General features: G+C 59.9%; 27 protein-coding genes. 16 read left to right on the forward strand and 11 right to left on the reverse strand.

Features of this window, described 5'->3' with window-relative positions:
* The first annotated feature begins 68 nt into the window (after nucleotides 1-68).
* The 6 genes from mreD (at nucleotide 69) to tldD (ending at nucleotide 9,088) form a co-directional block, all read left to right on the forward strand.
* Complete coding sequence (gene mreD / locus PMI28_RS15290) at nucleotides 69-560, forward strand: rod shape-determining protein MreD (RefSeq protein ID WP_007970244.1); 492 nt, start codon at nucleotides 69-71, stop codon at nucleotides 558-560.
* Between the two features lie 43 nt (nucleotides 561-603).
* A complete protein-coding gene (locus PMI28_RS15285; RefSeq protein WP_007986678.1) occupies nucleotides 604-1,200 on the forward strand; it encodes a Maf family protein in 597 nt (198 codons plus the stop codon).
* 57 nt (nucleotides 1,201-1,257) lie between these two features.
* Nucleotides 1,258-2,715, forward strand: a complete 1,458-nt coding sequence (gene rng, locus PMI28_RS15280) for a ribonuclease G (protein WP_007986680.1) — start codon at nucleotides 1,258-1,260, stop codon at nucleotides 2,713-2,715.
* A 75-nt stretch (nucleotides 2,716-2,790) separates the two neighbouring features.
* Nucleotides 2,791-6,594, forward strand: coding sequence for a YhdP family protein (locus tag PMI28_RS15275; protein WP_007986681.1), 3,804 nt, complete (start codon nucleotides 2,791-2,793; stop codon nucleotides 6,592-6,594).
* 184 nt (nucleotides 6,595-6,778) lie between these two features.
* Nucleotides 6,779-7,633 (forward strand): carbon-nitrogen hydrolase family protein, encoded by an 855-nt coding sequence (locus tag PMI28_RS15270; protein WP_007986683.1) that lies wholly within the window; start codon nucleotides 6,779-6,781, stop codon nucleotides 7,631-7,633.
* Between the two features lie 12 nt (nucleotides 7,634-7,645).
* Nucleotides 7,646-9,088 (forward strand): metalloprotease TldD, encoded by a 1,443-nt coding sequence (gene tldD, locus PMI28_RS15265; protein ID WP_007986685.1) that lies wholly within the window; start codon nucleotides 7,646-7,648, stop codon nucleotides 9,086-9,088.
* 48 nt (nucleotides 9,089-9,136) lie between these two features.
* Here tldD and yjgA read toward each other — a convergent pair whose 3' ends face one another.
* The gene (gene yjgA, locus PMI28_RS15260) at nucleotides 9,137-9,661 is read right to left on the reverse strand and encodes a ribosome biogenesis factor YjgA (RefSeq protein ID WP_007986687.1); all 525 of its coding nucleotides are present in this window, start codon (nucleotides 9,659-9,661) and stop codon (nucleotides 9,137-9,139) included.
* A 108-nt stretch (nucleotides 9,662-9,769) separates the two neighbouring features.
* On the opposite strand from yjgA, the gene pmbA reads away from it, so the two are divergent.
* Complete coding sequence (gene pmbA, locus PMI28_RS15255) at nucleotides 9,770-11,116, forward strand: metalloprotease PmbA (RefSeq protein ID WP_007986689.1); 1,347 nt, start codon at nucleotides 9,770-9,772, stop codon at nucleotides 11,114-11,116.
* A 105-nt stretch (nucleotides 11,117-11,221) separates the two neighbouring features.
* Here pmbA and PMI28_RS15250 read toward each other — a convergent pair whose 3' ends face one another.
* The 10 genes from PMI28_RS15250 to PMI28_RS15205 all read right to left on the reverse strand — a co-directional run bounded on the left by PMI28_RS15250 (nucleotide 11,222) and on the right by PMI28_RS15205 (nucleotide 18,245).
* A complete protein-coding gene (locus tag PMI28_RS15250; protein ID WP_007970256.1) occupies nucleotides 11,222-11,494 on the reverse strand; it encodes an HPr family phosphocarrier protein in 273 nt (90 codons plus the stop codon).
* 15 nt (nucleotides 11,495-11,509) lie between these two features.
* Nucleotides 11,510-12,367, reverse strand: a complete 858-nt coding sequence (gene rapZ, locus PMI28_RS15245) for an RNase adapter RapZ (protein WP_007986692.1) — start codon at nucleotides 12,365-12,367, stop codon at nucleotides 11,510-11,512.
* A 2-nt stretch (nucleotides 12,368-12,369) separates the two neighbouring features.
* The gene (gene ptsN / locus PMI28_RS15240; protein WP_007986694.1) at nucleotides 12,370-12,834 is read right to left on the reverse strand and encodes a PTS IIA-like nitrogen regulatory protein PtsN; all 465 of its coding nucleotides are present in this window, start codon (nucleotides 12,832-12,834) and stop codon (nucleotides 12,370-12,372) included.
* A gap of 12 nt (nucleotides 12,835-12,846) precedes the next feature.
* Complete coding sequence (hpf, locus tag PMI28_RS15235; RefSeq protein WP_007941242.1) at nucleotides 12,847-13,155, reverse strand: ribosome hibernation-promoting factor, HPF/YfiA family; 309 nt, start codon at nucleotides 13,153-13,155, stop codon at nucleotides 12,847-12,849.
* A 74-nt stretch (nucleotides 13,156-13,229) separates the two neighbouring features.
* Entirely contained in the window at nucleotides 13,230-14,723 is a 1,494-nt protein-coding gene (locus PMI28_RS15230; RefSeq protein ID WP_033063314.1) for an RNA polymerase factor sigma-54, read from the reverse strand.
* A gap of 183 nt (nucleotides 14,724-14,906) precedes the next feature.
* A complete protein-coding gene (lptB, locus tag PMI28_RS15225) occupies nucleotides 14,907-15,632 on the reverse strand; it encodes an LPS export ABC transporter ATP-binding protein (protein ID WP_007986698.1) in 726 nt (241 codons plus the stop codon).
* Nucleotides 15,632-16,180: a lipopolysaccharide transport periplasmic protein LptA gene (lptA, locus tag PMI28_RS15220; protein WP_007986700.1), complete on the reverse strand. Its 549-nt coding sequence runs from the start codon at nucleotides 16,178-16,180 to the stop codon at nucleotides 15,632-15,634. The genes lptB and lptA overlap by 1 nt, the downstream gene beginning before the upstream one ends.
* Nucleotides 16,167-16,739: an LPS export ABC transporter periplasmic protein LptC gene (gene lptC, locus PMI28_RS15215; RefSeq protein ID WP_033063315.1), complete on the reverse strand. Its 573-nt coding sequence runs from the start codon at nucleotides 16,737-16,739 to the stop codon at nucleotides 16,167-16,169. The genes lptA and lptC overlap by 14 nt, the downstream gene beginning before the upstream one ends.
* Before the next feature lie 7 nt (nucleotides 16,740-16,746).
* A complete protein-coding gene (locus tag PMI28_RS15210) occupies nucleotides 16,747-17,271 on the reverse strand; it encodes a KdsC family phosphatase (RefSeq protein ID WP_007970265.1) in 525 nt (174 codons plus the stop codon).
* Nucleotides 17,271-18,245 (reverse strand): KpsF/GutQ family sugar-phosphate isomerase, encoded by a 975-nt coding sequence (locus tag PMI28_RS15205; RefSeq protein ID WP_007986704.1) that lies wholly within the window; start codon nucleotides 18,243-18,245, stop codon nucleotides 17,271-17,273. The genes PMI28_RS15210 and PMI28_RS15205 overlap by 1 nt, the downstream gene beginning before the upstream one ends.
* 276 nt (nucleotides 18,246-18,521) lie before the next feature.
* On the opposite strand from PMI28_RS15205, the gene PMI28_RS15200 reads away from it, so the two are divergent.
* From PMI28_RS15200 to hisD, 9 genes are all read left to right on the forward strand, one after another.
* On the forward strand, nucleotides 18,522-19,331 hold the full coding sequence (locus PMI28_RS15200) for an ATP-binding cassette domain-containing protein (RefSeq protein WP_007986707.1): 810 nt from the start codon (nucleotides 18,522-18,524) through the stop codon (nucleotides 19,329-19,331).
* Nucleotides 19,331-20,128 (forward strand): lipid asymmetry maintenance ABC transporter permease subunit MlaE, encoded by a 798-nt coding sequence (gene mlaE, locus PMI28_RS15195; protein ID WP_007986709.1) that lies wholly within the window; start codon nucleotides 19,331-19,333, stop codon nucleotides 20,126-20,128. Before PMI28_RS15200 ends, mlaE begins: the two co-directional genes overlap by 1 nt.
* Nucleotides 20,128-20,595 carry an outer membrane lipid asymmetry maintenance protein MlaD gene (mlaD, locus tag PMI28_RS15190; RefSeq protein WP_007970271.1) on the forward strand — a complete coding sequence of 156 codons (468 nt, stop codon included), beginning with the start codon at nucleotides 20,128-20,130 and terminating at the stop codon, nucleotides 20,593-20,595. The genes mlaE and mlaD overlap by 1 nt, the downstream gene beginning before the upstream one ends.
* Nucleotides 20,596-20,606: 11 nt before the next feature.
* A complete protein-coding gene (locus PMI28_RS15185) occupies nucleotides 20,607-21,260 on the forward strand; it encodes an MlaC/ttg2D family ABC transporter substrate-binding protein (RefSeq protein WP_007986712.1) in 654 nt (217 codons plus the stop codon).
* A complete protein-coding gene (locus tag PMI28_RS15180; protein ID WP_007986713.1) occupies nucleotides 21,257-21,562 on the forward strand; it encodes an STAS domain-containing protein in 306 nt (101 codons plus the stop codon). Before PMI28_RS15185 ends, PMI28_RS15180 begins: the two co-directional genes overlap by 4 nt.
* 115 nt (nucleotides 21,563-21,677) lie before the next feature.
* Nucleotides 21,678-21,917, forward strand: a complete 240-nt coding sequence (locus tag PMI28_RS15175) for a BolA family protein (RefSeq protein ID WP_007986714.1) — start codon at nucleotides 21,678-21,680, stop codon at nucleotides 21,915-21,917.
* 22 nt (nucleotides 21,918-21,939) lie between these two features.
* Entirely contained in the window at nucleotides 21,940-23,205 is a 1,266-nt protein-coding gene (gene murA, locus PMI28_RS15170) for a UDP-N-acetylglucosamine 1-carboxyvinyltransferase (protein ID WP_007986716.1), read from the forward strand.
* Between the two features lie 128 nt (nucleotides 23,206-23,333).
* A complete protein-coding gene (gene hisG, locus PMI28_RS15165; RefSeq protein ID WP_007970278.1) occupies nucleotides 23,334-23,969 on the forward strand; it encodes an ATP phosphoribosyltransferase in 636 nt (211 codons plus the stop codon).
* Between the two features lie 124 nt (nucleotides 23,970-24,093).
* Entirely contained in the window at nucleotides 24,094-25,419 is a 1,326-nt protein-coding gene (gene hisD, locus PMI28_RS15160; protein WP_007986719.1) for a histidinol dehydrogenase, read from the forward strand.
* The last annotated feature ends 2 nt before the right edge of the window (nucleotides 25,420-25,421 follow it).

Genomic DNA, 25,421 nt, shown 5'->3' on the forward strand with positions numbered 1-25,421 from the left:
CCCGCTGCCGCGAAGCCTGCCGCCAAACCGCCAGTCTCCGCGCCGGCCACTCCAGTGGGAAGAGAATAATGGGCGGTGTAAAAGCATCCCGAAACGGCTGGATAGTCTGGCTGACGTTTGCCGTCGGCCTGCTGCTGAGCGTTTCACCATTGCCGCAATTCATGGAAATCCTGCGCCCGCTGTGGCTTGCCCTGTTGCTGGCGTTCTGGGCGTTGAACCTGCCGCAGACCGTCGGGATGGTGACGGCGTTCTGCCTGGGGCTGGCTGAAGACGTGCTCTACGGTACCTTGCTGGGTCAGAATGCCTTGATCCTGACCCTCATCACCTATCTGGTGCTGGCGCTGCAACAACGTCTGCGGATGTTTCCGATGTGGCAGCAGAGCCTGGTGATCCTGGTGATCTTCGGCCTCGCCCAACTGGTTCAGTTGTGGCTCAGTGCCCTGACCGGCAATCGTCAGCCAACCCTGGCGCTGGTGCTGCCGGCACTGGTCAGTGCATTGCTCTGGCCCTGGATCAGTTTCGGTTTGCGCGGGTTGCGTCGGCGCTACAAAATCAATTGATTCGGTCAGGCATTTGCCCGTACCTGGACAGGGAGATGTCTTGATGAAACAGCTTTATCTTGCCTCTGGTTCACCGCGTCGACGTGAATTGCTCACGCAGATCGGCGTACCGTTCTGCGCCGTCAGTGCAGAGATCGATGAAACCCCTTTAGCTCAAGAATCCCCGTCGGCCTATGTCGAGCGTCTGGCGCGCGGCAAGGCCGAGGCCGGGCGCGGCGGTGTCGTGTCTGACGAACCGTTCTGCGTGCTGGGTGCCGATACCGCGGTGGTGCAGGGCGGAAAAATTCTCGGCAAACCGGTTGATCAAGCGGATGCGTGCGCCATGCTGATGATGTTGTCAGGGTGTGAGCATGAGGTCCTGACCGCGATTGCGGTGCTCGATGGCGAACGTTGCGAGTCCCGGGTTGTCACCAGTCGGGTGCGTTTTCGTGATATCAGTCGTGATGAAGCGGCGGCCTACTGGGCCAGCGGCGAGCCAAAGGACAAGGCGGGTGGTTATGGCATTCAAGGACTGGGTGCGGTGTTTGTCGCCGGGCTCGATGGAAGTTATTCGGCGGTGGTGGGACTACCGCTTTGCGAAACCGCGGAACTGCTCGGCCATTTCGGCATACCCTGTTGGCAAACCCGGAACGCACACTAAGCAACGTTCTGAACAGATGCGGCCATTATCGTGAACATGCCTGAACGAGACCCTGCCATGAGTGAAGAGATCCTGATCAACATCACGCCGATGGAGTCGCGCGTGGCGGTGGTCGAAAACGGTGTCCTGCAAGAGGTCCATGTCGAGCGCACGCAAAAGCGCGGGATCGTCGGCAACATCTATAAAGGTAAAGTCGTGCGGGTATTGCCGGGGATGCAGGCAGCATTCGTCGACATCGGCCTTGATCGTGCCGCGTTCATTCATGCTTCGGAAATTTCCCTGCGCGAAGGCCCGGCGGTCGAGAGCATCAGTGCACTGGTGCACGAAGGCCAGAGCCTGGTGGTGCAGGTGACCAAGGACCCGATCGGTTCCAAAGGCGCGCGCCTGACCACCCAGTTGTCGATCCCTTCGCGTTATCTGGTGTACATGCCACGCACGGCCCATGTCGGCATTTCCCTGAAGATCGAAGACGAAGCCGAGCGCGAGCGCCTCAAGCAAGTGGTCACTGATTGCGTGGCCACAGAAGGAATCAAGGAAGCCGGCGGTTTTATTCTGCGCACGGCAGCCGAAGGCGCCGGCGCCGATGAAATCCTCATGGACATCCGCTACCTGCGCCGGCTCTGGGACCAGATCAGCGCCCAGATCAAAACCATCAGCGCGCCCAGCGTGATCTATGAAGACCTCGGTTTGGCGCTGCGCACCCTGCGTGACCTGGTGAGCCCGAAGATCGAGAAGATCCGCATCGACTCCCGGGAAACCTTCCAGAAAACCACGCAATTCGTCGCCGAATTGATGCCCGAGATTGCCGACCGCCTGGAACATTATCCGGGCGAGCGGCCGATTTTCGACCTGTATGGCGTCGAAGACGAAATCCAGAAGGCCCTCGAACGCAAGGTCCCGCTCAAGTCCGGCGGTTATCTGGTGGTCGACCCGGCGGAAGCCATGAGCACCATCGACGTCAACACCGGGGCGTTCGTCGGCCATCGCAACCTCGAAGAAACCATCTTCAAGACCAACCTCGAAGCCGCGACGGCCATCGCTCGCCAATTGCGCCTGCGCAACCTCGGCGGAATCATCATCATCGACTTCATCGACATGGAAGATGAGGAGCACCAGCGCCAGGTGCTGCGCACGCTCGAAAAGCAACTGGAGCGCGATCACGCCAAGACCAACATCATCGGTATCACCGAGCTGGGCCTGGTGCAAATGACCCGCAAGCGCACCCGTGAAAGCCTCGAGCAAGTGTTGTGCGAGCCATGCAATGCCTGTCAGGGCCGCGGCAAGCTCAAGACCCCGGAAACCGTTTGCTACGAAATCTTCCGTGAAATCCTGCGTGAGGCTCGCGCCTATCAGGCAGAAGGCTATCGTGTATTGGCAAACCAGAAAGTGGTGGACCGTCTGCTTGACGAAGAGTCGGGCAACGTCGCCGAGCTGGAAGGGTTTATCGGACGCACCATCCGCTTCCAGGTAGAAACCATGTATTCCCAGGAACAATACGACGTGGTGTTGCTCTGAAGCGTATCGTTTTGATTGTTCGAGAATGGCTGGCCTCAGCTTTTTGCAAATTTTTTGCCATGGGGGCCACCTGACATGGACCGTCTGACACGCATTTTGGCCGCACTGATCCGCTGGGGTCTGGGCCTGTGCGCGTTGGTTTTGGTGTTGATGGCGCTCTACGTCAGCCTTGGCCGGGAGCTGACGCCGCTGGTGGCCGAGTACCGTGCCGACGTCGAAACCAAAGCCAGCGATGCCTTGGGCATGCCGTTGCAGATCGGCGAGCTCGAAGGTAGCTGGAGTGGATTTGCCCCTATATTGATGGCTCACGACGTGACGGTCGGCGAGGGCGCCAATGCCTTGCATCTGGATCAGGTGCGCGCGGTGCCGGACCTTTGGGCCAGCCTGCTGGCACGTCAGGTACGCATCGCGCATCTGGAAGTCAGCGGCCTGAAGATCAGTGTCAAGGAGGGTGACGACGGTCAATGGGCTCTGGAAGGTTTGCCAGTACAGCAGGATCAACCCCCCGATCCGCAACAGTTGCTCAATCGTATGCAAATGATCCAGCAACTGTCGGTGCTCGACAGCCAGGTGACCTTGCAGCCGTTTGCAAAGTCGCCGCTGACGCTGACTTATGTCGGTCTGAATCTGAAAACCGGGGCGTCGCGGCAGCGGCTCGACGCGCGGCTGACCCTGCCTGACGGGCAACCAGTAGCCATGAGCCTGCGTACCCGCATTAGTGCCAGCCAATGGCAGGAAGGTGAAGCCGAAGTCTATCTAAGCCTGCCGCAAAGCGACTGGTCGAAGTGGTTGCCCGAGCGCGTCAGCCAGCAATGGAATTTCTCCGAGATCAAGGCCGGCGGCGAGCTGTGGGCGACCTGGGGCAAAGGCACCTTGCAAAGCGCGGCAGTGCGCTTGAATGCGCCACAACTCAAGGGCGCCTACGTCGACCGCCAGCCGATCCAGATCAACAACCTGGCGCTCAACGGTTACTTCCAGCGCAGTGCCGAAGGCATGCTGGTGACCCTGGATTCCCTGGCAATGAACCTCGGCGACACCCGCTGGGAAACGCATTTGCAGCTCAAGCAAAGCGCCGCCACCAACAAGACCGAAGAACTTTGGCATCTGCAGGCCGACCGCGTCGACCTGACCCCGCTCACGCCGCTGCTTAATGCCCTGGCGCCTTTGCCGGAAGGCTTTGCCAAGGTCGTCGAGCGGCTGAAAGTCACGGGTGGCCTGCGCAACGTGCTGGTCGACTTCCGCCCGAATGCCACCGATGACAGCAAGTTCGGCTTTGCCGCCAACCTCGACCAGGTGGGCTTCGACGCCTATCACGGTGCGCCGGCGGCGCGAAATGTCAGCGGCAGCATCAGCGGTGACCTGGGGCACGGTGAACTGCGCATGGACAGTAAGGATTTCATGCTGCACCTGGACCCGATTTTCGCCAAGCCGTGGCAGTACATTCAAGCCAACGCGCGGCTGACCTGGAAACTCGATAAAGAAGGTTTCACCCTGATCGCGCCGTACCTGAGGGTACTGGGCGAGGAAGGCAAGATTGCCGGCGACTTCCTGATTCGCCTGCATTTCGATCACACCCAGGAAGACTACATGGACTTGCGGGTTGGCCTGGTGGACGGTGACGGTCGCTATACCGCCAAGTACCTGCCGGCAGTCCTCAGCCCGGCGCTGGATGAATGGCTGCGCACGGCGATTCTCAAGGGCGCGGTGGATCAAGGGTTCTTCCAGTATCAAGGGTCGCTCAGCCACGGGGCCGCGGACGTCGATCGCAGCATCAGCCTGTACTTCAAGGTCCACGATGCCGAACTGGCCTTCCAGCCGGGATGGCCCCATGTCAGCAAGGTCAGCGGTGATGTGTTTGTCGAGGACAGCGGGGTGCGGATTCTGGCCAGCAAGGGCCAGTTGCTCGACACGCAGGTCAGCGATATCTACGTCGACATTCCCCATGTGCCTGCGGGGCAGAACGTTCATTTGTTCCTCGATGGAGGATTTGCCGGTGGTTTGGGCGATGGCCTGAAAATCCTTCAGGAAGCACCGATTGGCACCGCGGCTACCTTCGCCGGCTGGGAAGGCGAGGGTGACCTGCAAGGCAAGTTGAAGCTGGATATTCCGTTGGCAAAAGACGAGGAACCGAAGATCCTCGTCGACTTCAAGACCGCCAAGGCGCGCTTGAAGCTGGCGGAGCCTGTGCTGGAGTTGACTCAGCTTAAAGGTGATTTCCGTTTCGACAGTGCCAAAGGCCTGAGCGGGCAGAACATCAGCGCAAGGGCATTCGACAAGCCGGTTACCGCGCAGATTTTTGCCGATGGCGGTGCAGGCAAACTCAATACCCGGGTCAGCGCGTCGGGCCAGGTCGAGGTCAAGAAACTGGCCGACTGGCTGAAAGTGACCCAGCCTCTGCCGGTGAGTGGCGTGATCCCCTATCAACTGCAACTGACCCTGAACGGCGCCGACAGCCAATTGACGGTCAATTCCAATCTCAAGGGCGTGGCCGTCGATTTACCTGCACCGTTCGGCATGACCGCCGAGACCGGGCGCGACACGATGTTCCGCATGACCTTGCAGGGCGACGAACGGCGCTATTGGGCCAATTACGGGGACCTGGCGAGTTTCACGTTTGCGGCCCCGGCCAGCAATTTCGCCGACGGTCGCGGGGACTTGTTCCTCGGTGGCGGCGAGGCCGTGTTGCCTGGCACCAAAGGTCTGCGGATACGGGGAGTGCTGTCGGAGCTGGACGTTGGTCCGTGGAAGGATCTGGTGGATAAATACGCCGGGCAGGACCCCGGAGGCAGCGCCAGGCAATTGCTCAGTGGTGCGGATTTCAAGGTGGGCAAGCTCAGCGGTATCGGCACCACGCTCGATCAGGCCTCGATCCTGCTGGCGCGCAACCCTTCCGCCTGGGCGCTGCAACTCGACAGCCAGCAGATCAAGGGCAACGCCAGCCTTCCCGATGCGAAAGGGGCGCCGATCACGATCAATCTGCAAACTGTGCGTCTGCCGGCACCGGACCCGACCGTGCTGGCCGATGAAAACTCACCGGATCCGCTGGCCTCGGTGGACCCGACGAAAATCCCCGCAATGGACATCACCATCAATCAGCTATTCCAGGGCCAGGATCTGGTGGGGGGCTGGTCGCTGAAGATTCGTCCGACGCCCAAGGGCATCGTGTTCAACTCGCTGGACCTGGGTCTCAAGGGCATTCTGTTGGTGGGCAGCGGTGGTTGGGAAGGCGTGCCCGGCGCCAGTTCAAGCTGGTACAAGGGACGTATCAGCGGCAAGAACCTCGCCGATGTGCTCAAGAACTGGGGGTATGCACCGAGCGTCACCAGCAAGGACTTTTACATGGATGTCGATGGCCGTTGGCCCGGATCGCCGGCCTGGGTGGCGACAAAACGTTTCTCCGGCTCGCTTGATGCGACGCTCAATCAGGGCCAGTTCGTCGAGGTCGAAGGCAGTGCCCAGGCGCTACGGGTATTTGGTTTGCTCAACTTCAACTCCATCGGCCGGCGCCTGCGCCTGGACTTCTCCGACCTGTTCGGCAAAGGCCTGAGTTATGACCGGGTCAAGGGGCTGCTGGTTGGGACCAATGGCGTGTATGTCACCCGTGAACCGATCCGGCTGACGGGCCCTTCGAGCACCATTGAACTCGACGGCACCTTGAACCTGGTCGCCGATCAGATCGATGCGAAACTGTTGGTGACCTTGCCGGTGACCAATAACTTGCCGATTGCCGCGCTGATTGTCGGTGCACCGGCGGTCGGCGGGGCGCTGTTCCTGATCGACAAGCTGATCGGTGACCGTGTCGCCCGTTTCGCCAGTGTGAAGTACACCGTTCAGGGGTCGTGGAAAGAACCGAAAATCACCTTCGACAAGGCTTTTTGAAAAGCCATCCTTCGGGCCTATGGAGTAGCATGGCCATTGCGGCTCGCCCCCCTGTAGGAGCGAGCTTGCTCGCGATGAGTTTGAATGCGACGCGTTTTTTCAGACAGCCTGCGTCATCGTTCACGTCCATCGCGAGCAAGCTCGCTCCTACAAGGTCTGTGTTGATTTCAATAAGGAAAAGGCCATGTCTGTAGCGGTGATTCAAATGGTCAGCCAGAGCGATGTGCTGGCCAATCTGGCCCAGGCCCGTCGACTGCTCGAACAAGCGGCCGCCGGCGGCGCGAAACTGGCGGTACTGCCGGAAAACTTCGCCGCCATGGGCCGGCGCGACATTGCCGACATCGGGCGCGCCGAAGCGCTGGGCGACGGCCCGATCCTGCCCTGGTTGAAACAGACCGCACGCGACCTCAAGTTATGGATTGTGGCCGGCACATTGCCTTTGCCGCCGGTGGATCAACCGACGAAGAAAGCGCATGCCTGTTCGTTGCTGGTCGATGACCAGGGTGAAACGGTGGCGCGTTACGACAAGCTGCACCTGTTCGACGTAGACGTTGCGGACAATCGTGGCCGTTATCGTGAATCCGATGACTATGCTTATGGCAGCGAGGTGGTCGTGGCGGACACCCCCGTCGGCCGGGTTGGCCTGACGGTCTGCTATGACCTGCGCTTTCCCGAGCTGTACAGTGAACTGCGAGCTGCCGGCGCGGAACTGATTACCGCCCCCTCGGCGTTCACGGCGGTGACCGGCGCGGCGCATTGGGATGTGCTGATTCGTGCACGGGCCATCGAGACCCAATGTTACGTACTCGCAGCTGCCCAGGGCGGGACGCATCCGGGGCCAAGGGAAACCTTTGGGCATGCTGCCATCGTCGACCCGTGGGGGCGTGTGCTGGCGCAACAGGATCAAGGCGAGGCCGTGCTGCTGGCCGAACGCGACAGTAGCGAACAGGCGTCCATCCGGGCGCGGATGCCGGTGTCCAGTCACCGGCGCTTTTTCTCGCAGGGCGCCCAGCGACCTGCATCAGAACGACGAATTTAAGGCGTAAAGCATATGAGCGAGTTGTTGTCCTCAGTCAGTGAACACCTGCTGGCGCCCGGTGGCGTCACGATCGAGAGCCTGCAAGGCGTGCTCGGCGATCTGGCCGGCCCGGGCATCGATGCGGCCGACCTGTATTTCCAGGGGCAGATCTCCGAGTCCTGGGCGCTGGAAGACGGCATCGTCAAGGAAGGCAGCTTCAACCTTGACCAAGGCGTGGGCGTGCGTGCGCAATCGGGCGAAAAAACCGGTTTTGCCTACAGCAATGCCATCACCCTGGAAGCCCTGGGCGCGGCGGCACGTGCCGCCGGTTCGATTTCCCGGGCCGGGCAGCACGGCACCGTACAGGCATTTACCAGCCAGGATGTCGCGCAACTGTATGCGCCGGACAATCCGCTGGAAGTGCTGACCCGTGCCGAGAAAGTCGATTTGCTCAAGCGAGTCGACGCCGCAACCCGCGCCCTTGACCCACGTATCCAGCAGGTCACCGTGAGCATGGCCGGTGTCTGGGAGCGGATTCTGGTGGCTTCCACCGACGGCGGCCTGGCGGCGGATGTGCGGCCGCTGGTGCGTTTCAACGTCAGTGTGATCGTCGAGCAGAACGGTCGCCGCGAGCGCGGCGGTCATGGTGGTGGCGGTCGGACCGATTATCGCTATTTCCTCGGTGAAGACCGCGCCATGGGTTATGCCCGCGAAGCGTTGCGTCAGGCACTGGTCAACCTCGAAGCGATCCCGGCACCGGCCGGCACGTTGCCGGTGGTGCTCGGCTCCGGTTGGTCGGGCGTGCTGCTGCACGAAGCTGTCGGTCATGGTCTGGAAGGTGACTTCAACCGCAAGGGCAGCTCGGCTTATAGCGGGCGCATGGGCGAGATGGTTGCGTCCAGGCTGTGCACCATTGTCGATGATGGCACCCTGGCCGGCCGTCGTGGCTCGTTGAGCGTCGATGACGAAGGCACGCCAACCGAGTGCACCACGCTGATCGAAAACGGCGTACTCAAAGGCTACATGCAGGACAAACTCAACGCCCGCCTGATGGGCGTGGCGCGCACCGGTAACGGCCGTCGCGAATCCTACGCGCACCTGCCGATGCCGCGCATGACCAATACCTACATGCTCGCCGGTGAAAGCGATCCGGAAGAAATCATCGCTTCGGTGAAGCGCGGCATCTATTGCGCCAACCTCGGCGGCGGTCAGGTGGACATCACCAGCGGCAAGTTCGTGTTCTCCACCAGCGAGGCGTACCTGATCGAGGACGGCAAGATTACCGCTCCGGTCAAAGGCGCAACTCTGATCGGCAACGGACCGGAAGCCATGAGCAAAGTGTCGATGGTGGGTAATGATCTGTCGCTGGACAGCGGTGTGGGCACGTGTGGCAAGGATGGGCAGTCGGTGCCGGTGGGTGTCGGCCAGCCAACGCTGAAGATTGATGCGATCACCGTGGGTGGCACGGGCGCTTGATGGAACGAGCTTCGGGTGAGTCGCGTCGCGACTCACCCGATTCGAGATTTAACGCAGTCCGCGTTGAGTCTCGTCCAGCTCACGGATGTACTTGAAGATTTTACGGCTGGCAGCAGGAGGCTTGTTTTGCGCAACCTCATGCTGGGCCTGGCGGATCAGGGAGCGTAGTTGCTGGCGATCCGCGTCGGGATATTCGACGACGAATTTCTCCAGTACGGCGTCGTCGCCGGCAATCAGACGATCGCGCCAGCGTTCCAGGTTATGGAAGCGTTCGTTGTACTGGCGAGTGGAGGCATCGAGTTGATCGAGCAGAACCAGAATCGCGTCAGTGTCCTGATCGCGCATCAGTTTGCCGATGAACTGAAGGTGCCGTTTACGCGCGATGTTCGCGGTGTGCTTGGGCGCATCGGCCAGGGCCCGGCGCAATCCGTCGGTCAATGGCAGTTTGTTGAGCAAGTCAGGCTTGAGCGTTGTAAGGCGCTCGCCGAGGTCAACCAGAGCATGCAGCTCGCGTTTGACCTGGGATTTGCTTTTTTCTCCCGTATCGAGGGAGTCGTCGTAAGAATCAACCATGGTGGCAGTCCGCAAAGAAACGCCGCCATGATAACCAGTCGGGGGCCACTTGTCCGGCCCGGTCGCTCGATGACCGTTACCGAAAGCAGAATTTGAGTGGAGAACAGCATGAGTGCAGTTGAAAGCGTCGGCCCACAAGCGTTGCCGGCACTGCAGGAACAAGTCGAGCAGATCATCGCTGAGGCCAGGCGCCAGGGGGCCAGCGCCTGTGAAGTGGCGGTGTCACTGGAGCAGGGCTTGTCGACTACGGTGCGCCAGCGTGAAGTCGAAACAGTCGAATTCAACCGCGATCAGGGTTTTGGCATCACCTTGTACGTCGGCCAGCGTAAAGGCTCGGCCAGCACGTCGGCCAGCGGTCCGGAGGCGATTCGCGAAACAGTTGCCGCTGCACTGGCCATCGCCAAGCACACCTCGGAAGATGAGGCCTCGGGCCTGGCGGATGCCGCGTTGATGGCACGGGATATCCAGGATTTCGACCTGTTCCACGAATGGGACATCACTCCGGAGCAAGCCATCGAGCAGGCGCTGGCCTGTGAAGCCGCGGCGTTTGCCGCCGACAGCCGGATCAAGAACGCCGACGGCACCACCCTCAGCACCCATCAGGGCTGCCGCGTTTATGGCAACAGCCACGGCTTCATCGGCGGCTACGCATCGACTCGTCACAGCTTGAGCTGCGTGATGATCGCCGAAGCGGACGGCCAGATGCAGCGCGATTACTGGTACGACGTGAACCGCCAGGGCAATCTGCTGGCCGATCCGGTCAGCATTGGCCAGCGCGCTGCGCAACGGGCGGCGAGCCGTCTGGGCGCGCGTCCGGTGCCGACTTGCGAGGTGCCGGTGCTGTTTTCCGCAGAGTTGGCAGGGGGGCTGTTCGGCAGTTTCCTGTCGGCGATTTCCGGCGGCAGCCTGTACCGCAAGTCATCGTTCCTTGAAGGCACGCTGGGGCAGAAGCTGTTTCCGGAGTGGCTGACCATCGACGAGCGCCCACACTTGATGCGTGCCATGGGCAGTGCGGCGTTCGATGGTGATGGTTTGGCTACTTATGCCAAACCGTTCGTCGAAAAAGGCGAGTTGGTGTCGTACATCCTCGGCACTTACTCTGGCCGCAAGCTCGGAATGCCAAGCACGGCCAACGCCGGCGGCGTGCACAACTTGTTTGTCACCCATGGCGATGAAGACCAGGCGGCCTTGCTGCGGCGCATGGGGCGCGGGCTGTTGGTCACCGAGTTAATGGGCCAGGGGCTGAACATGGTCACCGGTGATTATTCCCGGGGGGCGGCGGGTTACTGGGTCGAGAACGGCGAAATCCAGTTCGCGGTCCAGGAAGTGACCATTGCCGGCAACATGCGCGACATGTTCAAGCAGATCGTCGCCGTGGGTAATGACCTGGAACTGCGTAGCAACATTCGCACCGGTTCGGTGCTGATCGAGCGGATGACGGTGGCGGGTAGCTAAGCTTTGCGCTAAACAAAAAAGGCGTGCTACCCATGGGGTGGCACGCCTTTTTTTGCGACTTGAATGGGGCCTGCAGGGGCACGGCTAGCCGTTACTGGACGACTTTTACTCGCCTTCGTCGAAGAAGTTGTTGATCAACGCCACCAGTGCATCCAGGGCTTCCTGTTCCTGCTCACCTTCTGTGCTCAAGTGGATCGTGGTGCCTTTGCCGGCGGCCAGCATCATCATCGCCATGATGCTTTTGCCATCGACCATGGACTCTGGTGTGCGCCCGGCCCGGATCTGGCACGGGAACTGACCCGCGACCCCAACGAATTTTGCAGAAGCGCGGGCGTGCAGGCCCAATTTATTGATGATTTCGATTTCCAGAGCAGGCATCGCGATGTGAATCCTTTAGCTGAGGTCGCGGTGGCGAACCTGGACGTTCTTCAGGGTTTTTTGCAGCGCCTGCCCCAAACGCTCGGTCAGGTAGACGGAGCGGTGATGTCCGCCTGTGCACCCAATGGCAATGGTGACGTAGGCGCGGTTGCTGGCGGCAAAACGAGGCAGCCACTTTAGCAGGTATGTGGAAATGTCCTGGAACATCTCTTCCACATCCGGCTGTGCCGCCAGGTATTCGGCAACCGGTTGATCGAGCCCGGACTGTTCGCGCAATTCCGGTTTCCAGTAAGGGTTGGGCAGGCAACGCACATCGAACACCAGGTCGGCGTCCACCGGCATGCCACGCTTGAATCCGAAGGACTCCACCAGGAACGCGGTGCCCGGCTCAGGCTGATTCAACAGGCGCAGTTTGATGGCGTCGCGCAGTTGATACAGGTTCAGGCTGGTGGTGTTGATCTTGAGGTCGGCGAGGTCGGCAATCGGCCCGAGCAGGACGCTCTCAACGCTGATGGCTTCGGCCAGCGAGCGGTTGGCGTTTGTCAGGGGGTGCCGTCGGCGGGTTTCCGAGAAGCGCTTGAGCAGGGTTTCTTCGTCAGCGTCCAGATACAGGACATCGCACTGGATGTGGCGGCTGCGGACTTCTTCGAGCAGCTCGGGGAAGCGTGACAGGTGGCTGGGCAGGTTGCGGGCGTCAATGGAAACGGCGACCAGCGGCTGTAACAGCTCGGTATGAATCAAGGCGCGTTCGGCCAGCTCCGGCAACAGACCGGCAGGCAGGTTGTCGATGCAGTAGTAGCCGTTGTCCTCAAGAACATTGAGGGCGGTACTTTTACCTGAGCCGGAACGGCCACTGACGATGATCAAGCGCATGATTACTGACCGTTTTGCTCGTCCAGGACTACCTGATACAGGGCTTCGTTGCTTGCAGCATGACGCAGCTTTTCGCGTACATCCTTGCGGTCGAGCATGCTGGCGATCTGTCGCAGCAGTTCAAGGTGCGCATCGGTAGCGGCTTCCGGGACCAGCAGTACGAACAGCAGGTCAACCGGTGCGCCATCGATGGCGTCGAAATCGATAGGGGCGTCCAGGTGCATCAATGCACTGATGGGCGAAACACAGCCCTTGAGACGGCAATGTGGAATAGCGATGCCGTTGCCAAAACCGGTGGAACCGAGTTTTTCACGGGCAATCAGTGCCTCGAAGACATCTTGCATCTCCAGGGCCGGCACTTCGCGGGCGATCAGATTGGCAATTTGTTCGAGAGCTTTCTTTTTACTGCCGCCCGGCACGTTCACCAGGGAACGGCCGGGGGTCAGGATACTTTCAAGTCGGATCATGGGTAGGGAGTGTTAACGACCGGTTGCGCCCTGAAGGAGGCTCTGGGTCTTTTCCTTATGCTTTTTGAGTTGTTTATCCAGCTTGTCGGTGAGTGCGTCGATCGCGGCGTACATATCGGTATGTTCCGCGTTTGCGACCACTTCATTCCCGGGAATATGCAGCGTGGCTTCGATTTTCTGCTTCAGTTTTTCGACGGTCATCGTGACCTGCACATTAGTGATCTTGTCGAAATGTCGCTCCAGTCGTTCGAGTTTTTCGCCGATGTAGGTGCGAAGAGGTTCGGTCACTTCCAGTTGGTGTCCACTGATGTTGACTTGCATACAGCTTCTCCTTCGTTGCCAGTGCATAAAGCGGTAGATCAGATGATCTACCACTGGAACGCTGTGGCGTGGCCCTACATCAACCGCTTGCGTTCACTCGAAGGCGCGATCCCGAGGGATTCGCGGTACTTGGCGACGGTACGGCGGGCCACCTGAATGCCTTGTGCCTCCAGTAAACCAGCGATCTTGCTGTCACTCAACGGCTTTTTCTGATTTTCCGCGGCAACCAGTTTTTTGATGATCGCGCGGATCGCCGTGGACGAGCATTCACCGCCTTCGGAGGTGCTTACATGACTGGAGAAAAAGTATTTCAGTTCATAAATGCCCCGGGGGGTGTGCATGAACTTCTGGGTGGTCACTCGTGAAATCGTCGACTCATGCATGCCGACCGCTTCGGCGATGTCATGCAAGACCAGCGGCTTCATGGCTTCGTCGCCATATTCGAGGAACCCGCGCTGGTGCTCGACGATCTGGGTGGCCACTTTCATCAGGGTTTCATTACGGCTTTGCAGGCTCTTGATGAACCAGCGGGCCTCCTGCAACTGATTACGCATGAAGGTGTTATCGGCGCTGGTGTCGGCGCGGCGCACAAAACCGGCGTACTGGGCGTTGACCCTTAGCCGTGGCACCGATTCCTGATTCAGCTCCACCAGCCAGCGCTCGTTGTCCTTGCGCACGATAACGTCAGGAACGACGTACTCGGCTTCGGTGGACTCGATCTGCGAGCCTGGGCGCGGGTTGAGGCTCTGGACCAGCTCGATGACCTGGCGCAGTTCATCTTCCTTGAGCTTCATGCGGCGCATCAACTGGCTGTAGTCGCGGCTGCCAAGCAGGTCGATGTAATCGGTGACCAGGCGCTTGGCCTCGGCCAGCCAAGGGGTTTTGGCAGGCAGCTGGCGCAATTGCAGCAGCAGGCATTCGCCCAGATTGCGGGCGCCGATGCCGGCGGGCTCGAATTGCTGGATGCGGTGCAGGACAGCTTCGATTTCGTCCAGTTCGATGTCCAGTTCCGGATCGAAGGCTTCGAGGATCTCCTCGAGGGTTTCATCCAGATAGCCCTGATTGTTGATGCAGTCGATCAGGGTCACGGCGATCAGGCGATCGGTGTCGGACATCGGGGCCAGGTTCAGTTGCCACAGCAAGTGGCTTTGCAGGCTTTCGCCGGCCGAGGTGCGGGTGGTGAAGTCCCACTCGTCATCATCATTGCTGGGCAGGCTGCTGGCGCTGGTCTGGTAAACGTCCTCCCACGCGGTGTCGACGGGGAGTTCGTTGGGGATGCGCTCGTTCCAGTCGCCCTCATCGAGGCTGTCAACCGTCGGGGCGCTTTCCTGGAAGGAGGGTTCCTGGATGTCAGTGTTGGGTTTTTGTTCGGTGTTGTCGGCCAAGGGGTCGGAATTGTCGAAGTCGTCGCCTTCTTCCTGGCGTTCGAGCATCGGATTGGACTCCAGGGCCTCCTGGATTTCCTGTTGCAGGTCCAGGGTCGACAATTGGAGCAGGCGGATGGCCTGTTGCAGCTGCGGTGTCATCGTCAGCTGCTGGCCCATTCTCAAGACTAGCGATGGTTTCATGGCAGGGGCTTAACACCTTATTCGCCGGCGCACATGCGCCATCCACTACAGGGCGCCGGGGCGCCAAACATAAGCAAATTATATGCCCGAAACTGAAGTGTTTGCCTAGAGCGCTGTAACAATAAAAACCTGTTGATTTTTATCGCTACAGCGGTCTGGCATTCGCCATGACTGCTTCAGCGCTTACAGGCGGAACTCATGGCCCAGGTACACTTCCTTGACCAGGTTGTTGGCCAGGATGGTTTCGGCGTCGCCTTCGGCGATCAGTTGACCGTCATTGACGATATAGGCGGTTTCACAGATATCCAGGGTTTCACGAACGTTGTGGTCCGTGATCAGCACGCCAATGCCTTTGGCCTTGAGGTGGTAAATGATCTGTTTGATGTCGCCGACCGAAATCGGGTCCACGCCGGCGAAAGGTTCGTCGAGGAGGATGAATTTCGGATTGGTGGCCAGGGCGCGGGCGATTTCCACGCGACGGCGCTCACCACCGGACAGGCTCATGCCGAGGTTGTCGCGGATGTGACTGATGTGGAATTCCTGCAGCAGGCTTTCCAGTTCCTTGCGACGACCGGCCTTGTCGAGTTCCTTGCGGGTCTCGAGGATGGCCATGATGTTGTCGGCCACCGACAGTTTGCGGAAGATCGATGCTTCTTGCGGCAAGTAGCCGATACCGGCCTTCGCGCGGCCGTGCATCGGTTGGTGGCTGACGTCGTGGTCATCGATCAGGACGCGACCCTGGTCAGCCTGTACCAGGCCGACGATCATGTAGAAGCAGGTGGTCTTGCCGGCGCCGTTCGGGCCAAGCAGGCCGACGATCTGGCCGCTGTCGATGGACAGGCTGACGTCGCGCACGACCTGACGGCTCTTGTAGCTCTTGGCCAGATGCTGAGCTTTCAGAGTTGCCATTACTGGGCCTTATTCTCGTCGGTTTTCTTCTTCGGCTGGATCACCATGTCGATACGCGGACGTGCCTCGGTGACCTTGCTGCCCGTGGCGCGACCAGCGCTGGCGAGCTTCTTGACCGTGTCGTAGACGATTTTCTCGCCTTGGGTGACGTTGTTGTCCTTGTCGACAACTTTGGCCTTGTCGATCAGTACGACGCGGTTTTGCGCGGCGTGATACTGGATGGTCACGCCCCAGCCCTGAACAGGCTTGGTATCGCCAGCCGTTTGCAATTGCTCGAAGTACGCCAGATTGCCCACCGAGGTCACTACGTCGATATCGCCAGTCGGAGTGCGGGTGATGGTCACGGTGTTGCCTGTCACCTTCATCGAGCCTTGGGTGATGATCACGTCACCCTTATACGTGGCGATACCTTGTTTGTCGTCCAGTTGGGCATCGTCGGCCTGAATGCGGATAGGCTGCTGTTGATCTTCCGGTAGAGCCCAGGCGCTCACGCTTCCCAGTGCTGCGCCCAGACTGAGCAAAATCGGGAGGGTTTTAACGAGCCTCATACTGTCCTCTTACGTTCGAAAGCAGGTGTATCCTGCTTTCTTTCAAATACGCTTTCATTCCCTTGCCAGTCGATACGCCGCCAGCGCCGTCGATTCTAACGTCTTGCTCGGTCTGCGCATATTGCTGCTGCGGGAACACGGTCATGCGGGTGCTGGTGATCAGGGTCTTGCGGTTTTTCTCGTCGAAGCGCGTGATACGCACGTCATCGATCAGTTCGACCTGTGTGCCGTCAGGGTTGACCTCGCCTTGCAGGCTCTGGACGTGCCACGGAAATTCAGTGCCGCGGAACACATTCAGGTCGGGGTTGGTCAACAATGTCACTTCGGTCGCTTTCAGGTGCTCGACCTTGTCGGACACCAGATCATATTGCAGCTTGCCGTCCGGCAGGTACTGCACGCTGTGGGCGTTGATGGCGTAATAGTCGATCGCGCTTTCATCGACCGGCGTTACCGGCTTGTCGAGAAAGCGTTCCGGGCTGATGTTCCAGTAGCCAACCGCGGCGAAAATCGCCGCGATGCAACTGAACAGTAGAGTGTTGCGAAACTTTTTGCTCAGCATAGTGGGCTCACAGGTACGCCGCATTGGCCGCATCGAGGCGGTCCTGGGCGCGCAGGATCAATTCGCAGAATTCGCGAGCGGCACCTTCGCCGCCACGGGCGAGGGTGATGCCGTGAGCGTGTTCACGCACGAAACTGGCGGCATTGGCCACTGCCATGCCCAGGCCGACGCGGCGAATCACCGGAAGGTCCGGCAGATCATCGCCGAGGTAGGCAACCTGTTCATAGCTCAGATTGAGTTGGGCCAATAGCTCATCGAGTACCACCAGTTTGTCTTCACGTCCCTGATACAGATGCGGGATACCGAGGTTCCTGGCTCGCCGTTCGACTACCGGGGTCTTGCGGCCACTGATGATGGCCGTCTGCACGCCGGCAGCCATCAGCATCTTGATGCCCTGGCCGTCGAGTGTGTTGAACGTCTTGAATTCGCTGCCGTCTTCGAGGAAATACAGGCGCCCGTCAGTCAGCACGCCATCGACATCGAACACCGCCAGCTTGATCTGTTTGCCGCGCTGCAGCAGGTCCGCACTCATTACATTACTCCTGCACGCAGCAAGTCGTGCATGTTCAAGGCGCCGACCGGGCGGTCTTCTCTGTCGACCACGACCAGTGCGTTGATTTTATGGTCTTCCATGATTTTCAGCGCTTCGGCGGCGAGCATTTCGGCGCGGGCTGTCTTGCCGTGTGCAGTCATGACCTGGTCGATAGTAGCGCTATGGATATCGATGCTACGGTCCAGCGTGCGACGCAAGTCACCGTCGGTAAAGATCCCGGCCAGCTTTCCATCGGCTTCCAGAATCACGGTCATGCCCAGGCCTTTGCGGGTCATTTCCATTAGCGCGTCTTTCAACAGGGTGCCGCGCTGTACTTGCGGCAGCTCTTGCCCGGCGTGCATGACATTTTCCACTTTCAGCAGCAGACGTCGGCCCAGGGCGCCGCCGGGATGGGAAAAGGCAAAGTCTTCGGCGGTAAAACCGCGGGCTTCCAGCAGCGCGACTGCCAGGGCGTCGCCCATGACCAGTGCGGCGGTGGTCGACGAGGTGGGTGCCAGGTTCAACGGGCAGGCTTCGTGCTCGACGTGAACATTCAGGTTGACCTCGGCGGCCTTGGCCAGCGCGGAGTCAGGGTTGCCGGTCACGCTGATCAACTGAATGCCCAGGCGCTTGATCAGTGGCAGCAGGGTAACGATTTCATTGGTGGAACCGGAGTTCGAGAGCGCCAGAATGATGTCGTCGCGGGTAATCATGCCCATGTCACCGTGGCTGGCTTCAGCCGGGTGCACAAAAAATGCCGTGGTGCCGGTGCTGGCCAGGGTCGCGGCAATCTTGTTGCCGATGTGCCCCGACTTGCCCATGCCGACCACGACCACGCGGCCTTTGCTGGCCAGAATCATCTCGCAAGCGCGTACGAAATCTGCGTCGATATGGGGTAACAGGCCTTGCACGGCTTCTACCTCGAGGCGGATGGTGCGTTGTGCTGATTGAATCAGGTCGCTGGATTGGCTCATGTCAGAAATCGTATAGCCTGATGAAAAGGCGGCGATTATAGCGGTTATGATCGAATCCCTCACGTAAGTTCGTCGCGCATTGTTATTTTCAGTTACCGGAAAGCTTCTAAATGGGGCTTTCAAGCTGACATGCAGTTGAACATGACCCGGCTTTGGCCTTGGGGACGCAGCCTTTGCAGTGGTATAGTTCGCCGCCAGTTCGGCCTGCCCGGGAGGTATGTGCTTTTGTCAGAAAGCCAGGCGTCCGAGTGAGAGGCTGCATCGCAAGGAGTTTAGATGAGTGCCGATAACGCCTACGCGGTCGAGCTGAAGGGACTGTCCTTCAAGCGCGGTGCGCGCAGCATTTTCAACAATGTCGATATCCGTATCCCACGCGGCAAGGTCACCGGCATCATGGGACCTTCCGGGTGTGGCAAGACCACGCTTTTGCGTCTGATGGGCGCCCAGCTGCGGCCCACCAAGGGCGAAGTCTGGGTCAATGGTCAGAACCTGCCAAAACTGTCGCGCAGCGATCTGTTCGATGCGCGCAAGCATATGGGCGTGCTGTTTCAGAGCGGTGCACTGTTTACCGACCTCGATGTCTTCGAAAACGTCGCCTTCCCATTGCGTGTCCATACGCAACTGCCGGATGAAATGATCCGCGACATCGTCCTGCTCAAGCTGCAGGCCGTGGGCTTGCGGGGTGCCATCGAACTGATGCCGGACGAGCTTTCCGGCGGCATGAAACGCCGTGTTGCGCTGGCGCGGGCGATTGCCCTCGACCCACAGATTCTCATGTACGACGAGCCCTTTGTCGGCCAGGACCCTATCGCAATGGGCGTTCTGGTGCGTCTGATTCGCCTGCTCAACGATGCGCTGGGCATCACCAGCATCGTGGTATCCCATGACCTGGCCGAGACCGCGAGCATTGCCGATTACATTTATGTGGTGGGCGATGGTCAGGTGTTGGGGCAGGGCACGCCGGACGAGTTGATGAACTCGGATGAGCCGCGCATTCGTCAGTTCATGACCGGCGAACCCGACGGCCCGGTCCCGTACCACTTTCCAGCGACGGATTACCGCGCAGATCTTCTGGGGAAGCGCTGATGCGCAGAATTTCATTGATAGAGCGCGTTCGCCGCTTCGGTCAGGCCGGCATCGATGCGTTGGCGGTGTTCGGGCGTTCGAGCTTGTTCCTGTTCCATGCCTTGCTCGGCCGGGGCGGTATCGGTGGCAGCTTCGGGCTGCTGGTCAAGCAACTGCATTCGGTGGGCGTGATGTCCCTGGTGATCATCGTGGTCTCCGGGGTGTTCATCGGCATGGTGCTGGCGCTGCAGGGCTTCAACATTCTTTCCAGCTATGGTTCAGAGCAGGCTGTCGGGCAGATGGTTGCCCTGACGCTGCTGCGTGAACTGGGGCCGGTGGTGACTGCTTTGCTGTTCGCCGGGCGCGCAGGTTCTGCGTTGACCGCCGAAATCGGCAATATGAAGTCCACCGAGCAGTTGTCCAGCCTGGAAATGATCGGGGTTGACCCGCTCAAGTACATCATCGCGCCACGCCTGTGGGCCGGTTTTATTTCCCTGCCGGTGCTGGCGATGATTTTCAGTGTCGTGGGTATCTGGGGCGGCTCGTGGGTAGCTGTCGACTGGCTGGGGGTCTATGAGGGCTCCTACTGGTCGAACATGCAGAACAGCGTGACGTTCACCGAAGATGTGCTCAACGGGATCATCAAAAGTATCGTCTTTGCCTTTGTCGTGACCTGGATCGCCGTATTCCAAGGCTATGATTGCGAACCCACTTCCGAGGGGATCAGTCGTGCCACTACCAAAACCGTTGTATATGCCTCGTTGGCAGTACTCGGCCTGGACTTTATTCTGACCGCCTTGATGTTTGGAGATTTCTGATGCAAAACCGCACCCTGGAAATCGGTGTCGGCCTTTTCTTGCTGGCTGGCATCCTGGCTTTGCTCTTGTTGGCGTTGCGGGTCAGCGGCCTGTCCCCGACTCCGAGCACCGACACCTATAAACTTTACGCCTACTTCGACAATATCGCCGGTTTGACTGTCAGAGCAAAGGTGACCATGGCCGGTGTGACCATCGGCAAGGTCACGGCCATCGATCTGGATCGCGACAGTTTCACCGGCCGGGTGACCATGCAGCTGGAAAAACGCATCGATAATCTTCCGGCGGACTCTACTGCATCTATCCTGACTGCTGGCCTGTTGGGCGAGAAGTACATCGGTATCAGCGTGGGTGGGGAAGACACCCTGCTCAAGGATGGTGGAACCATCCATGACACGCAGTCATCGCTGGTGCTCGAAGACCTGATCGGTAAATTTCTTCTCAATACCGTTAGCAAAGAAGCTAAATGAGGAACTGTTAAATGATCTCTATCTTGCGACGTGGCCTGTTGGTACTGCTCGCGGCGCTGCCACTGGTGGCCAATGCCGTGGCGTCACCTTCCGCGCACGATCTGGTACAGGACACCACTAACCGGATGCTGGCCGATCTGGCGGCCAACAAAGAAAAGTACAAGCAGGATCCGCAGGACTTCTATGCGGCGCTGAACGATATCGTCGGGCCAGTGGTGGATGCCGAGGGTATTTCCAAGAGCATCATGACGGTCAAATACTCGAAGAAAGCTACGCCTGCGCAGATGAAGACCTTTGAAGAAAACTTCAAGAAGGGTCTGTTCCAGTTCTATGGCAATGCCTTGCTGGAGTACAACAACCAGGGCATCACCGTTGAACCTGCCAAGGACGAGTCGGGCGACCGCACCAGCGTTGGCATGACCGTCAAGGGCAGCAGCGGCGCGATCTATCCAGTGTCCTACACGCTGGAAAAGATCAATGGCGAGTGGAAGCTGCGTAACGTCATCATCAACGGCATCAATATCGGCAAGCTGTTCCGCGATCAGTTCGCCGACGCGATGCAGCGCAATGGCAATGACCTGGACAAGACCATCAATGGTTGGGCCGGGGAAGTCGCCAAGGCCAAGGAAGCCACCGACAAGAAACCAGGGCAGTCGGCCCAATGAGTGAATCGGCAGTCCAGATGGATGAAACGGGCGAGTTGCGACTCAGCGGCGTGCTGGATTACCGCACCGGTCCTGGCCTGCGCGAGCAGGGCAAGGCGCTGATCAAGGCCAGCAAGGCCGTGGCGCTGGTGGTCGATTGCTCGGCGGTGACCAAGTCCAGCAGTGTCGGTTTGTCGTTGCTGCTGTGTTTCATCCGCGATGCGCAGGAGGCCGGCAAGGCCCTGAGCATCCGTGGGATGCCGGACGACATGCGTGAAATCGCTCAGGTCAGCGAAATGACCGAGCTGTTGGCGCATCCCTGAACCGCATCTATAAAGAAGCCCCCCGTCAGAGTCCTGTGAATCCGGGGTTCGCAGGCGCGGGGCTTTTTTGTATGATGTCCGACCCGCGCGCACAGGGCGCCGATTGAGGTTGAGCATGCAGGCCGTAGAAGTGAAGAGCTTCCTTGAAGGAAAGCTGCCAGGAATTCAGGTAGAAGTTGAAGGCGAAGGCTGCAACTTTCAGCTGAACGTGATTAGCGATGAACTGGCGGCATTGAGCCCGGTCAAGCGTCAGCAGCAGGTCTATGCCCATTTGAACCCGTGGATCGTCGATGGCAGCATCCATGCGGTCACTATGAAATTTTTCAGCAGCGCGGCCTGGGCCGAGCGCACCTGAGCCCAAGGGCGTCGAGATTCTTATGGATAAATTGATTATTACCGGTGGCGTTCGTCTTGATGGCGAAATCCGCATCTCCGGGGCAAAGAACTCTGCCCTGCCGATCCTGGCTGCCACTTTGCTGTGCGATGGCCCGGTGACCGTGGCCAACCTGCCGCACCTGCACGACATCACCACCATGATCGAGCTGTTCGGCCGCATGGGCATCGAGCCGGTGATCGACGAGAAACTCGCCGTCGAAATCGACCCGCGCACCATCAAGACCCTGGTCGCACCGTACGAACTGGTTAAAACCATGCGTGCGTCGATTCTGGTGCTGGGTCCGATGGTTGCCCGTTTCGGTGAAGCCGAAGTTGCCTTGCCTGGCGGTTGCGCCATTGGTTCGCGTCCAGTCGACCTGCACATCCGTGGCCTTGAAGCCATGGGCGCGGTCATTGACGTCGAAGGCGGCTACATCAAGGCCAAGGCGCCTGAAGGCGGCCTGCGCGGCGCGCACTTCTTCTTCGATACCGTCAGTGTGACCGGTACCGAGAACATCATGATGGCCGCCGCCCTGGCCAAGGGTCGCAGCGTACTGGCCAACGCCGCGCGCGAACCTGAAGTGGTCGACCTGGCGAACTTCCTGAACGCCATGGGTGCCAAGGTTTCCGGTGCTGGCACCGACACCATCACCATCGATGGCGTCGAGCGTCTGCACACCACCACTTATAAAGTGATGCCCGACCGTATCGAAACCGGCACCTATCTGGTGGCGGCGGCGGTAACCGGCGGCCGTGTGAAGGTCAAGGATACGGATCCGACCATCCTCGAAGCCGTTCTGGAAAAACTCCGGGAATCCGGTGCCGAAATCACCACCGGCGAAGACTGGATCGAGCTCAACATGCATGGCAAGCGGCCGAAAGCCGTCAACGTGCGGACCGCTCCGTACCCGGCGTTCCCGACCGACATGCAGGCGCAGTTCATCTCCCTCAACGCCATTGCCGAAGGCACTGGCGCTGTGATCGAGACGATCTTCGAAAACCGCTTCATGCACGTCTACGAGCTGCACCGCATGGGCGCCAAGATCCAGGTCGAGGGCAACACCGCGATCGTCACCGGCACCGAGAAGCTCAAGGGCGCGCCTGTCATGGCCACGGACCTGCGTGCTTCGGCCAGCCTGGTGATCTCGGCCCTGATCGCCGAGGGCGACACCCTGATCGACCGCATCTACCATATAGACCGTGGCTACGAGTGCATCGAAGAAAAACTGCAGATGCTGGGCGCCAAGATCCGTCGCGTTCCGGGCTAGTTTCTGCTGCATGGGCACAGGGAGGTGCCCGTTGGATTGTTGTAGGTCGAGCCGGTTTCCGGCTCGACGCGTGTCCGGCGCCGATTGCGACCGGGCATAAGATTCCTGATTAAGGGCTGACGTTTCCCATGCTGACTATCGCACTGTCCAAGGGCCGCATCCTTGACGACACCCTGCCGCTTCTGGCTGAAGCGGGCATCGTGCCGACCGAGAATCCGGACAAGAGCCGCAAGCTGATCATCCCCACGACCCAGGACGATGTCCGTCTGCTGATCGTGCGTGCCACCGATGTGCCGACCTATGTCGAACATGGTGCTGCCGACCTCGGCGTCGCCGGTAAAGATGTGCTGATGGAATACGGCGGCCAGGGCCTGTACGAGCCGCTGGACCTGCAAATCGCCCAGTGCAAGCTGATGACCGCCGGTAAAGTCGGCGCGGTCGAGCCCAAGGGCCGCCTGCGTATCGCTACCAAGTTCGTCAACGTCGCCAAGCGCTACTACGCCGAGCAGGGCCGTCAGGTCGACATCATCAAGCTCTACGGCTCGATGGAGCTGGCGCCGCTGATCGGTCTGGCAGACAAGATCATCGACGTGGTCGACACCGGTAACACGCTGCGGGCCAACGGCCTGGAGCCACAGGATTTCATCGCGGCCATCAGCTCCCGGCTGATCGTCAACAAGGCTTCGATGAAAATGCAGCACGCCCGTATCCAGGCGTTGATCGACACCCTGCGCAAGGCAGTGGAGTCTCGACACCGCGGCTGATTCACCTGCGCGACCGCAAGGCGCACCGTCTATCCGCCTCATAGCCAGAATTCTCAGGTGCCCAAGCGGATCGAATGTTAGCTTCGGGCGCCTGAGTTTTTGCCATTCCTATGAGGCTCTCGCTATGACCGCACTGACTGCAATTCGCCGACTCAACGCTGCTGACCCGGATTTCGCACATCATCTGGATCATCTGCTGAGCTGGGAAAGTGTGTCTGACGACTCGGTCAATCAGCGGGTGCTGGACATCATCAAGGCCGTGCGCGAGCGTGGCGACGCGGCACTAGTGGAATTCACCCGGCAGTTCGACGGCCTGGACGTGGCGTCCATGGCCGACCTGATCCTGCCGCGTGAGCGCCTGGAACTGGCGCTCACGCGCATCTCCGTGGCCCAGCGTGAAGCCCTGGAAGTCGCCGCGGCTCGTGTGCGCAGCTACCACGAAAAACAGAAGCAGGACTCCTGGAGCTACACCGAGGCCGACGGCACCGTACTGGGCCAGAAAGTCACGCCGCTGGACCGCGCGGGTCTGTACGTGCCGGGCGGCAAGGCGTCGTACCCGTCGTCGGTGTTGATGAACGCGATTCCGGCCAAGGTCGCCGGCGTCACCGAAGTGGTCATGGTCGTACCGACCCCGCGCGGTGAAATCAATGAGCTGGTGCTGGCCGCGGCCTGCATCGCCGGTGTCGACCGTGTGTTCACCATCGGTGGCGCCCAGGCCGTCGCGGCACTGGCTTACGGCACCGAAAGCGTGCCGAAGGTCGACAAGGTGGTCGGCCCGGGCAACATCTATGTGGCTACCGCCAAGCGCCACGTGTTTGGCCAGGTCGGTATCGACATGATCGCCGGCCCTTCGGAAATCCTCGTGGTGTGCGACGGCCAGACCGATCCGGACTGGATTGCCATGGACCTGTTCTCCCAGGCCGAGCACGACGAAGACGCCCAGGCCATTCTGGTCAGCCCCGATGCCGAGTTCCTCGACAAGGTCGCCGCCAGCATCGCCAAGTTGATGCCGACCATGGAGCGTGCCGCGATCATCGAAACCTCGATCAATGGCCGTGGTGCACTGATCAAGGTTCGCGACATGGAGCAAGCCATCGAAGTCGCCAACCGCATCGCGCCGGAGCACCTCGAGTTGTCCGTTGCCGATCCACAAGCCTGGTTGCCGCACATCCGCCACGCCGGTGCAATCTTCATGGGTCGTCACACATCCGAAGCCCTGGGTGATTACTGCGCCGGCCCGAACCACGTGTTGCCGACTTCCGGCACTGCACGGTTTTCTTCGCCGCTGGGCGTGTATGACTTCCAGAAACGTTCGTCGATCATCTTCTGCTCCGAGCAGGGCGCGTCCGTTCTGGGCAAGACCGCATCCGTGCTGGCCCGTGGCGAGTCGTTGACCGCCCACGCGCGTAGCGCTGAATACCGTATCGTTGACGACAAGCAGGTGAAATGAAG

It is taken from the genome of Pseudomonas sp. GM48 (genome assembly GCF_000282335.1).
Taxonomy (GTDB): Bacteria; Pseudomonadota; Gammaproteobacteria; order Pseudomonadales; family Pseudomonadaceae; genus Aquipseudomonas.